The sequence below is a fragment of the Nonomuraea sp. NPDC049750 genome, assembly GCF_040659625.1.
Lineage (GTDB): Bacteria > Actinomycetota > Actinomycetes > Streptosporangiales > Streptosporangiaceae > Nonomuraea.
In genome coordinates, this window is record NZ_JBFANB010000028.1 from 133947 (window position 1) to 144269 (window position 10323).

The 10323-nt window shown below is 70.6% G+C and carries 8 protein-coding genes and 1 pseudogene; 2 read left to right on the plus strand and 7 right to left on the minus strand.

The window, feature by feature from the left end; genetic code table 11:
• Positions 1–16 precede the first annotated feature (16 nt).
• A complete protein-coding gene (locus tag AB0J16_RS45840) occupies positions 17–886 on the minus strand; it encodes a phenylalanine 4-monooxygenase (protein WP_358551950.1) in 870 nt (289 codons plus the stop codon).
• Between the two features lie 495 nt (positions 887–1381).
• Here AB0J16_RS45840 and AB0J16_RS45845 point away from each other — a divergent pair, with 495 nt between their 5' ends.
• On the plus strand, positions 1382–1918 hold the full coding sequence (locus AB0J16_RS45845; protein ID WP_225296815.1) for an NUDIX hydrolase family protein: 537 nt from the start codon (positions 1382–1384) through the stop codon (positions 1916–1918).
• 96 nt (positions 1919–2014) lie between these two features.
• Here the strand turns inward: AB0J16_RS45845 and AB0J16_RS45850 are convergent, their stop codons facing one another.
• From AB0J16_RS45850 to AB0J16_RS45870, 5 genes are all read right to left on the minus strand, one after another.
• Entirely contained in the window at positions 2015–2638 is a 624-nt protein-coding gene (locus tag AB0J16_RS45850) for a DUF4142 domain-containing protein (protein WP_358551952.1), read from the minus strand.
• 152 nt (positions 2639–2790) lie between these two features.
• Complete coding sequence (locus AB0J16_RS45855; protein ID WP_358551954.1) at positions 2791–3276, minus strand: MarR family transcriptional regulator; 486 nt, start codon at positions 3274–3276, stop codon at positions 2791–2793.
• Between the two features lie 92 nt (positions 3277–3368).
• Complete coding sequence (locus AB0J16_RS45860) at positions 3369–4037, minus strand: nitroreductase family protein (protein ID WP_358551956.1); 669 nt, start codon at positions 4035–4037, stop codon at positions 3369–3371.
• Positions 4034–5662 (minus strand): AMP-binding protein, encoded by a 1629-nt coding sequence (locus AB0J16_RS45865; protein WP_358551958.1) that lies wholly within the window; start codon positions 5660–5662, stop codon positions 4034–4036. Before AB0J16_RS45865 ends, AB0J16_RS45860 begins: the two co-directional genes overlap by 4 nt.
• A gap of 218 nt (positions 5663–5880) precedes the next feature.
• Positions 5881–7656, minus strand: a complete 1776-nt coding sequence (locus AB0J16_RS45870) for a PA14 domain-containing protein (protein ID WP_358551960.1) — start codon at positions 7654–7656, stop codon at positions 5881–5883.
• Between the two features lie 183 nt (positions 7657–7839).
• Between AB0J16_RS45870 and AB0J16_RS45875 the strand changes: the two genes are divergently transcribed.
• Positions 7840–9480 carry a serine/threonine-protein kinase gene (locus tag AB0J16_RS45875; RefSeq protein WP_358551962.1) on the plus strand — a complete coding sequence of 547 codons (1641 nt, stop codon included), beginning with the start codon at positions 7840–7842 and terminating at the stop codon, positions 9478–9480.
• Between the two features lie 291 nt (positions 9481–9771).
• On the opposite strand, the pseudogene AB0J16_RS45880 reads toward AB0J16_RS45875, so the two are convergent.
• Positions 9772–10323, minus strand: a pseudogene (locus AB0J16_RS45880) (hypothetical protein); the annotation flags it as partial.

Genomic DNA, 10323 nt, shown 5'->3' on the forward strand with positions numbered 1-10323 from the left:
CGGCGGACGGATCTTCTCAGTCCTGTGGCCGCAGTCGCGCCGCCGCGTCGTCGTCGAAGGCGTCGAGGAAGGCCGCGAGGGTGTCGGCGACGTGCGGCAGGGAGCGGGCGCGGAACAGCACGGGCTGGTATCCGGAGATCTCGTAGGGGGTGGCCAGCACGTCGAGCGGGTTCAGGTCGCGGATCCGGCTGCGGCCGATCCGCTCGATCTCGCCGTACGACGACAGCAGCGCCGCCCCGTACGCCTTCGGACTCCCGCCCTCCTCCAGAACCCCATATTCCAGGGTGAACCAGTACAGATCACTGATGATCTGGAGAGCTTTCTCCGTCTCCACCCGCGTCGCGGCGTTGCCGATCAGCCGGTAGATCGCGGCGAACTCCGGCGCGGCCAGATGGATGCCGTGGCCGAACACGTCGTGGATGATGTCCGGCTCCGGCGAGTACAGCGGCACCGCCGGGTGACGGACGAACTGCACGGCGTGGAAGTAGCCCCGGGCCATCGACCCGAGGAAGCGCTTGTTCTCCACCACTCCCCCGGCCAGCGTGAAGTCGAACCCCGTCAGCCGCCGCAGCCGGGCGCCGACCACCGCGTGCGGCGGGATGCGATCGGCGGGGACACGGATCTCCTCTCGCGCCTCCAGCGCGGCCCGGCACGCGTGGGCCAGATGCGCGCCGTCGAGCGCGCGATGGACCCGGCGCCAGGTGGCGTGCTCGCTGTCGGTGTAGTCCACCGGCGGCGACGGGTCCCCCACCCGGTGGCCGCGGGCCAGTTCGGCCAACGCGCGGCGCCGGGCGAGGTAGCGCGAATCGCACCGCCCCGGGTGCTCGGCGGCGGCGCCGATCACGCCGTCGGCGCTGATCGGGGTCCGGCGCCACACATCGCTCATGAACTGATTCCTTACCGAACGGCCGCGCGCCTGACGCCTCGGGCCACAGGGCATGAACTGTCGTCGGCATTCGCCATGCGAGCCGGTGGTTACCGTGAGAACTATTGTTGGATTTCTCTGACTCGATCAGTTGCAACGGGTGGTAATCGTGGGGTAATTTTCTGTCACAGCCGGGTGCCTGACTGGCGCTCGGTCCCCGCCCCTGTTGGTGTCCGCATCAACGGGACAGCGTCCGGCGGGGCGGTGGCCCAAGAGGTGCACTTCCTCCAGCAGTGCGCAGTCAGGCCCTGACAACGCGGTTCTCACCCACGGTCTGCCCGGCTTGCCGGACGGACGCGGCTTCGGCTTCCACCAGATCACTTCCCGGCCACGGTCGGGTGCGACGAGACTACGCCGATGTCCGTTTTACTTAGGTAACACAGGGAACCGAAGACGCTTTACCGAAGCTTGGCGGGTCCGCGTGGATCATGGGACGCTGGGACGTACGATCGGCAGATGACCGAAAAGACCGAAACTGTGCCCGGCTGGCTCGCTCCGGAGGAACTGGAGTCGGTTCGGGGGCGGATGCCGATCCTCTATATCGACGCCGTGCCCGTGCGAGTCGACGAAACCGGCGTGGTGACCCGCGTCGGCCTGCTGCTGCGCATCGCCTCGGACGGGACGGTCAGCCGGGCGCTGGTCTCGGGACGCGTGCTGCACCACGAGCGGGTCCGCGACGCGCTCCTGCGGCATCTGGAGAAGGACCTCGGGCACACGGCGCTGCCCCAGGTCCCGGCGTCGCCGCAGCCGTTCACTATCGCCGAATACTTCCCGACGCCGGGTGTCACGCCCTACCACGACCCGCGCCAGCACGCCGTATCGCTCGCCTACATCGTCCCGGTCGCCGGTGACTGCCGGCCCCGCCAGGACGCGCTGGACTTCGTCTGGTTCACGCCGGAGGAGGCCGCGTCCCCGCTGGTCCAGCAGGAGATGACAGGCGGCCAGGGGGTGCTGCTGAAGCAGGCGCTCGCCCAGGTCGGCCGCCTGCCGTAACCCGGTCGGGGCAGGCGCTCGCCAGGGTCGGCCGCCTGCTGTGACCCGGCCGGGGCAGGCGCCCACCCAGGTCGGGCGCCTGCCCTGACCGGGGGCTCAGGAGGCCGGCGGGGACGGGAAGGCGTCGGGGTTGGTCAGGCCGGTGCTCTCCAGCAGCCGCTGATGGTTCAGCACCGCCGCGTTGGCCTTCTCGGAGAAGGGCCGGACCAGGGTGTTCTGCGTGCTGCCGCGCACGGCGCCGATCAGGCCGAAGATCTGGCCGTGCGCGAGGCGCAGCCACTTCACGTACGTCGAGTCGTAGGCCTTGCCGGACCGGCTGGAGATGTCATCCATCCATTCCTTTTGCAGGTCGGTCGGCTTGATCGGCAGCTGCACCTTGAGCTTGGCCGCGAGAGCGAGGACCTGCTCGTCGAGAACACTGTGCTGGGCGGCGATCTCCTTGCTGACCTGCCGGACCCGCGCGGTGCTGGCCCGCGTCTGGGCCTGCTGCGCCATGGTCATCTCCCACAGGGTGGCGAGCCGGACCTTGGCGATCAGCTCCCGGTCGGCCGCCGACAACGGGCCCCACTTGGTCGCCCACGTACTGTCGTCCTTCACCGTCGCGGCCGCGGCGGGCGGCGCGCTCCCGACGGGCGGCGCGCTCGCGCCGGTCGGCACGACCGTCGCGCTGGGAATCTGGGCGCCGGGCAGACCGGCGCACGCGCCGAGAGCCAGGATCATGGCGGCGCCACTGATAACGAGAACGGGACGGCGGTGTCGCAGTCGCACGCCGTCACCCCCTTTGGGTCTGGACTGTTCAGAAGGAGGTACGCAGGCGTGGGCGGTGCCGTTCATAGCAGGATGCAATTTTTGCCCTGAGCAAAGATTTTCTCTCAGACGTCCGGCCAGCCGAGCGGATGCAGGGCGCTCTCTGGCGGCTCACCGCCCGCCTCGTTGAAGGCCGTCATCGCCGCGACCAGCGCCCGGCGCCGCTCGGCCGGCATGCGCGAGACGATCGCGGCGATCTCCGCACCGCGCCGGGCGGTTACCTGGTCCACGATCTGCAGTCCCTCGGGGGTCAGGCGCATCAAGCTCTCCCTGCGGTCGCGCGGGTTGGCCTCGCGCACGATCAGCCGGGCGGCGACGAGGCGATCGGCCATCCGCATGGCCGTGGAGGGGTTGACGTTGAGCAGCTCGGCCATGGCGACGAGCTTGGTCGCCCCGTGCCCGGCCAGCACCACGAGCATGCGGAACTGCGGCAGCGTGACCTTGTCCCCGACCGCGCCGAGCGAGCGGACGGCGATGGCGACGAGCAGGCGCGAGCCGGTGAGGACCGCCGCGACGACGGCGGACAGGTCCTCCCGGCTCTCCTGATCCACATTCCCCTCTCGCAATGGCCCCTCTCGCAATGGCTCCTCTGACATAAGCACTGTTGTACACGCCCTTTCTGAGGGCGTCAGATCGGTTCGCGTCAGCCGGTCTGGGTGCCCGGCCCGCTCCAGCGATCCAGATGGAGTACGTCGTCGAGCGGCAGGCGCGAGGCGGGCTTGAAGCTGTCCCCGGTGTAGTACGCGGTGGGGATGAGCGCGCCCTGCCGGATGTCGTCGGGCAGGCCGAGCAGCTCGGCCACCTCCCGCTCATAAGCCAGGTGCAGGGTGGTCCACGCCGTGCCCAGCCCGCGCGCCCGCGCGGCGAGCATGTAGCTCCAGGCCGCCGGCAGCAGCGACCCCCACAGCCCGGCCTGGTTCCCCTCGGGGAGCCGGGACGCCTGGATGCACGGGATCACCAGCACCGGCACCTCGCCCATGTGCTCGGCGAGGTGGACGGCGCTCGCCGCGACGCGCTGCTGGACCTCGGCGCGGGCCGGGTCGTCTTGGGACATGCTCGCGGTCACGCTCCCGGAGGCGAAGTACGCCTGCGCCGAGCGCGCGTAGTAGTCCCCGATGCGCCCGCGCAGCTCGGGATCGGTGACCACGATCCAGTGCCAGCCCTGGCGGTTGCCGCCGCTGGGCGCCTGCAGCGCGATCTCCAGGCACTCCCGCACCAGTTCGATGGGGACGGAGCGGTCGAGGTCGAGACGCTTTCGCACGCTTCGTGTTGTGGTGAGCAGTTCGTCGAGACCGAGCGATGGGATCGTCATGAGCTCATCGTGCCACCGGCCAGTTTCCGCCGATCCACCTTCCCCGTCTGGTTGCGGGGCAGGGTGGTCACGAACTCGATGTCGCGCGGCACCTTGAACCCGGCCAGCTCGTACTTGACCGCCTGCTTGAGCTCGTCGGCCGACAGCTTCGCGCCGGGTGCCCGGACCACGTAGGCGGCCAGGCGCTGGCCGTACTCCTCGTCCGGTACGCCCAGGACGGCCACGTCGGCGACGCCCGGCTGGCGGCCCAGGAGATTCTCCACCTCCTGCGGGAAGACGTTCTCGCCACCCGAGACGATCATGTCGTCCTCGCGGCCGTCGATGAACAGCAGCCCCCGCCCCTCCCGGTGCCCGAGGTCACCGGTGCTCAGCAGGCCACCGGCCTCCCTACCGGCCTCGCCGGCCCCGGTGGCACCGCCACCGCCAGTGCCGGTGGCGCTGCCGGCGCCGCCTGAGTAGCCGCTGAAGGTCAGGCCGCCACCCACGAGCACGCGGCCCACCTCGTACGGGGGCAGCTCGCGGCCGTCCGGGCCGGCGATCAGGACCGTGGTCCCGCGCACCGGGCGCCCGATGGTGTCCGGGGCGGCACGCAGGTCGGCGGGGGTGGCCAGCGTGACCCAGCCGACCTCGGTGGAGCCGTAGAGGTTGTAGAGCACGTCACCGTAGGCATCCATGAACGCGGTGGCCAGGTCCGGCGGCAGCGCCGACCCGCCGGAGACCACCACGCGCAGATCCGGCAGCGACGGGACGCCTCCGCGCGCGAGCAGCCGTTTCAGCATGACGGGCACGGCCACCATCGCCGTGGCCCGATGGCGCCTGAGGACGCGCTGGACCGTCTCGGGATCGAAACGCCGCGTCAGCACGACCGGGCAGCCGAGCACCAGCGCCACGCCGTACCAGAGCAGGCCGAGACCGTGGAACAGCGGCGGCGCGATGAGGATCGGCTCGCCGCTGCGCAGTGGCACGGTGGCCAGCATCGAGGTGAACGGCTCGGCCAGCGCGCTCAGCGACAGCCGGCGCGGCGCGCCCTTGGGCACGCCGGTCGTCCCGGACGTGAGCAGCACCAGCCGTCCCGGCCGGCGCGGCGCCGGAGGCTCGGGCCCGGCGGCGGTCGCGATCAGCTCGTTCAGGTCGCTGACTCGGGTCCCGGCGAAGTCCACCGCCGGCAGCTCCGGCGCGGCGATCAGGGTGCGTACGTCCTCGCGTTCCAGCACCTCACGCAGGCGCGGGCCGGCCAGGCCGGTGTTGAGCAGCAGCAGGTCCGCGCCCAGCCGCGACACGGCCGCCAGCGCCTCGACGAAGCCGCGGTGGTTGGGCCACATGATCGCCACGGTCTGACCCGGCTGGACGCCGAACCGGCCGTACAGGGCCGAGGCCAGCGCCGCCACCCGCGCGTCCAGCTCGGCGCACGTCAGTGAGCCGTCCTCGTCGTGGATGGCGGGGCGATCCGGCCAGCGCGCGGCGGCCATGGCCACGCCCGTGGCCGGGGTGACGTGGAAGTGCCGGAACGCCTCGATCATGCGCGCCAGGTTCGCGGGCGGCACGGGGCGCAGCAGGCCGTTGCGGGCGAACGTCTCCGCGGCCTCGACACCGAGGCCGCAGAGCCGGGTCAAGCTGGTGATCATCCGGGCACCTCTCCTCCGGGGCAAGAAAGCCCTACCCCCGGATCGGGGCGTCAAGTGCGGTGACCTCCGGATGGTTCGTCACACGACCGTCTCGGTCTGTGTGACGGTCCATGGTGGCTGGGGTCCTTGGGAGGGATACCCCCTCCGGGGGAGGAAGAAGACAGCCTGGCACCAGCCGGTTCGGGCCCACCCCTGGGCTGGGGTGGGCGCGGGGCTGCCTATCCGGCGAGCAGTTTCTCCGTCGGGATGACCTGGCGGGGCAGGGTGGGGCTCTCACATCGCAGTTCGGCGATGGCGTCGTAGCCGCTGTCGTAGAACTCCATCTTGATGTCGTGCGCACCCGCCGTCAGGGCGATCTGGCCGGTGTCGTCGCGTTTGGAGTGGTCGGTCCAGTTGTCGATGAGCGGCTTGCCGTCCACCCACAGCCGTACGCCGTCGTCGCTGGTGGTGATGAAGGTGTACGTCTCAGCCTTGTCGGCCACGACCTTCCCCGTCCAGCGCACGCTGAAGGTGTCGGCGCCGATGGCGGGGGCCGGCGCGGCCGAGCCCCAGTCGAAGTTCACGGTGGGGTCGATCCTGGTGACTGTGGCGCCGGTGAGGTCGGCGTTGTCGAAGTACGTCGCCGACAGCCCCTGCTGGTCGATCACCAGCGTCGTCACCGAGCCCGCCGGGAGCGTCACCGTGGCCTTGCCCCCGGCGATGGTGGCGGTTCCGGTCCGGTGCGGGGTCCAGGCGTCCGATGTGCTCTGCCAGATCGCGGCCGTCCCCGCCGTCAGTCCGGTCAGCGCGAGAGCGGCGTCGATCGGGTCGGTGCCGACGTTGACCAGGACCACGTTCTTGCTCTGGTCCGAGGCGAAGACGTGCAGCTTGTCGTTGTTCGCGCTCGCCTGGACGATGGTCTTGCCGAAGGGCCGGAACAGTCCCTCACCGGTGTACATGCCGATGCCGTGGTAGATGGGCAGGGGCTCGTTGCGCGGAATGTTGCCCTCCCCCTTCTCGCTGGTCAGGCCGAGCTGCCCGTTCTTGTCGCCGTACTGGTAGGCGCTGGCGCCCGCGTGCAGGATCTGCCCGAGGGCCGCCGCGCCCCACACCGTGTTGAAGTGGGTGAGCGTGCGGTGGCCGTCGTCGTCCTTGTGGTCGGAGTTGAACTCGCCGATCTGAATGTCGATCTTCCGGCCCAGTATGGACTCCGCGAGCGCGCTCACCTCCTTGATGTCGGTCTCGTACGTGCGGATCACGCTGCCGAGGAGCTGCTCGTCGGTGATCTGATCGTCGCCGGAGCCGTAGTCGTGGTAGTCGACGAAGTCGACGCGGCTGCCGGAGCCTTCGAGGAACGTCTTGATGTAGGTGCGGTCGTCCCAGGCCGTAGCCGGGCCGCCCACCTTGACCGCGGGGTTCTCGGCCCGCAGGGCGTCGGTGATCAGGTTGAAGCGTCTGCTGTACTCCGCCGCCGTCATCTCCGGCTTGTCGGGCGTGCACGCGCAGTTGAGCTCGTTGCCGAGGATGAACCGCTGGACCGGCTCACCGGTCGCCGCGAAGTGCTTGTAGAGGGCCACCGCGTCGCCGCGGTTCACCTCCGCGCTCTGCCGCCCGTCCACCTGGAGGATGACCACCGGTTCGGCGCCGAGGTCGCGGATGGCGGTGATCCAGGCGTCCCCCGAGACCTCCGTGGCGCATTTGTAGCCGCCGCAGACGATCGGGCTGTCATGGTTGCCGGGCTCCTGGTAGTGCAGCTCGATCCGCATCCGACCGACCCCGAGAGCGCGCAGCCGGTCGCGGTGCTTGGTGTCGTTGGTGATGTACGAACCTTCGCCGTACCCGGTGATCCCGATGCCGAAGTCGGTGGGGGCGATCGGCCGGATCGGTTGGGTGAAGTCCACCGAGACGGTGGCGGCCACTGCCGCCTCCGCCGGTGCGCCCGCCGTCCAGACCGCCGCGGCGGCCAGGCCGCCCGCGAGAACGGCGTGCAGCGTACGACGTGCCAGTGCGATCATCCTTCTCCTGTCACAAGGTCCACAAGATCCCGTGGATCATGACATATGCGGATTACGCGGAAGTGACTTCCCGAGTGGATGTGGCGCGCGGCACTTCCCCGATCTCGTGGCGCCGAGGGGGCATGGGCACACAACACCGTGATCCGGCACAATCGGCTCTATGCAGACGCACGAGAGGGCCTGATGCGACCTCTCCGCTCGAACGATCCCCGGGAAGTCGCCGGATACGTCCTGCGGGGACGGCTCGGCCAGGGCGGGCAGGGCACGGTGTTCCTGGGCACGTCCCCCAGCGGGCAGCAGGCGGCCGTCAAGCTCCTGCACGCCCCCTTCGGCCACGACCCCGACGCCCGGCGGCATTTCCATCGAGAGCTGGCGGCCCTGCAGCGGGTGGCGCCGTTCTGCACGGCCCGCGTCCTGGGGGCCGATCCCGACGCCGACCCTCCGTACGTCATCAGCGAGTACATCGACGGCCCGTCGCTGCAGGACGCGGTGCGCGACAACGGGCTGCTGGGCGGCGCGGATCTGGACCGGCTGGCCATCGCGACCGCCACGGCGCTGGGCGCCATCCACGCGGCGGGGGTGGTGCACCGCGACTTCAAGCCCGCCAACGTGCTCCTGGCCGCCGACGGTCCCCGGGTCATCGACTTCGGGATCGCGCGCCCGATCGACGCCACCGCCGCCACGGTCAGCGGGGTCGTGGGCACCCCGGCGTACATGTCGCCCGAGCAACTGTCCGGCCACCCCGCCGGTCCGCCGCTGGACATGTTCGCGTGGGGGTGCACCATGGCGTTCGCGGCCAACGGCCGGCCGCCGTTCGGGCACGAACCGCTGCCCGCCGTGATCAACCGCATCCTGAACGCCGAGCCCGATCTGGGCCTGCTGACCGGGACCTTACGCGGCTTCGTCGCCGCCTGCCTGCACAAGGACCCGTCGTGGCGGCCGACCGCCCGGCAGGTGCTGCTGGGGCTCATGAACAAGCAGCCGGGTCCCCCTTCGTACGGGACACCGTTTCCCGCTTCGCACGGCACATCCCCGTCTCAGGGGACACCACCGGCACCCCGGCAGGGTCCTTGGCCGGTCACGCCGCAGCCCGCCACGCCCACCCCGACGCAGCCGGGCCGTGCGCGTGGCGGCATGATCGCCGGTGCGGTGCTCGCGGGGGCCCTGGTGATCGCCCTCACGGTGACCGCGGCCGTCGCCATCACCCGGGACTGGACACCGCAGACCCCTACCAGCCCGTCGCCTTCGGCGACGTCCCCGACTGAGACGGCTAGCACCACGGCCACGCCCACACCCAGCCCCGCGGCGCAGGTGGCCCGCTCACCGCGCCTGGGGCTGGAATTCTGGCAGGACAACGTGGCCGGCCCGATGGCCATCAGCGACCTCGACCGGCCCGTCACCACCGTCACCATGAAGCGCCGGCCGTTCGAACTGCGCTTCCCCACCCTCCCCAAGGACACGGCGGCCCAGGTCTGCGCGTGGACGGACGACTCGGTCTTCTCCGTGGACGACGGCGGCAAGGTGGCCGACCATCCCTGCTTCAAGCCGGGGACCGGCATCGCCGACTACGAGCACGGGTCGGGGACGCTGTACTTGAACAACCGCGGCCACAACTACCTGATCGGCGACCGGGTCGGGCACAGCTCCGCCTCCCAGGACTCGGTCCTGTTCTCCACGGTCTTCAAGGACGGCGCCTCGACGCTCCTGGCCGCCCAGCAGAAGGATCTGTATCTGACCGTCTTCATCGACCTGGACGGAGACGGGACCTTCAAACGAGCGTCGCCGGGTGAGTACGAATACGTCATCCTGCACTTCTCCGGCTGAGCGCGGTCCCCCTCTCTTCAACCACCGGGCGCCGGCCGCGGCCGCGGCGACCATGGCCGCCAGCACACCCACGCCCGGTCCGAACCGATGCGTCCAGGCGAAGACGGCGTCCACCCCCACAGCACCGGCGGGACGCCGATCGACAGCGACAGGAGAGTGGCGGTCACCGCGGGTGCGCAGTCTTCGAGCCAGGTGACGAGCGTCCGGCGGATCTGAAGCCCTCTCACGTTCAACCCTCACATCCAGTTCAGCGGCGAAGCGTCTTGAATTCTCTGTGGTTCCCTGAAGGAGTCAGGTAACTCGGACAGGCGTAACCTGCCTTGGACCGCCCCCGTGCTCGGCAAGCGTGAGCACGGGGGTGGCTTTGGCGTGGTGGAAGCCGGTCCGATGGTGAGAATTCCTGGCATGCCCTGTCCGGTACGGCTGGTGCCGTCCCGGCTTGGGTGCATGGCCCGCCGGACGCTGTCCACCGCTGGTGGGCGGTGGGGCGGGCACCGTGCGCCGGTCGGGCACACGGCTGGAGGTCATCGGGTTGTTGCGTGGGTTGGCCGGGGTGCGGGTGGGTCGTTTCGGGGTGGGGCGCCTCTTGGCTCTGTCGCGTGCTGCCGGTCGGGGGTGCAGGTCTGTTCGGGTGCGGCGGGCGCGGCGGGCCACCCGGGTGGGTTTGCGAGTGCGGCGGGCGCGGGCCACGTTGCCTTCCACGATGGCGTGGATGGTGCGCGCCCCGGTGGAACGGTGGGTGCGGGTGGCGTGCTGGCCGAGCAGGCCGCGGGAGACGATCCGCTCGGCCGCTGCCCAGTCCCGATCACAGGACAGGCCGCAGGCCGGGCAGTAAGCCCACCT

What these genes read in the sequence shown, in the direction of transcription:
- AB0J16_RS45840 (WP_358551950.1), bottom strand. Translation starts at nt 886, where the DNA reads ATGAGCGATGTGTGGCGCCGGACCCCGATCAGCGCCGACGGCGTGATC.
- AB0J16_RS45845 (WP_225296815.1), top strand. Translation starts at nt 1,382, where the DNA reads ATGACCGAAAAGACCGAAACTGTGCCCGGCTGGCTCGCTCCGGAGGAA.
- AB0J16_RS45850 (WP_358551952.1), bottom strand. Translation starts at nt 2,638, where the DNA reads ATGATCCTGGCTCTCGGCGCGTGCGCCGGTCTGCCCGGCGCCCAGATT.
- AB0J16_RS45860 (WP_358551956.1), bottom strand. Translation starts at nt 4,037, where the DNA reads ATGACGATCCCATCGCTCGGTCTCGACGAACTGCTCACCACAACACGA.
- AB0J16_RS45865 (WP_358551958.1), bottom strand. Translation starts at nt 5,662, where the DNA reads ATGATCACCAGCTTGACCCGGCTCTGCGGCCTCGGTGTCGAGGCCGCG.
- AB0J16_RS45870 (WP_358551960.1), bottom strand. Translation starts at nt 7,656, where the DNA reads ATGATCGCACTGGCACGTCGTACGCTGCACGCCGTTCTCGCGGGCGGC.
- AB0J16_RS45875 (WP_358551962.1), top strand. Translation starts at nt 7,840, where the DNA reads ATGCGACCTCTCCGCTCGAACGATCCCCGGGAAGTCGCCGGATACGTC.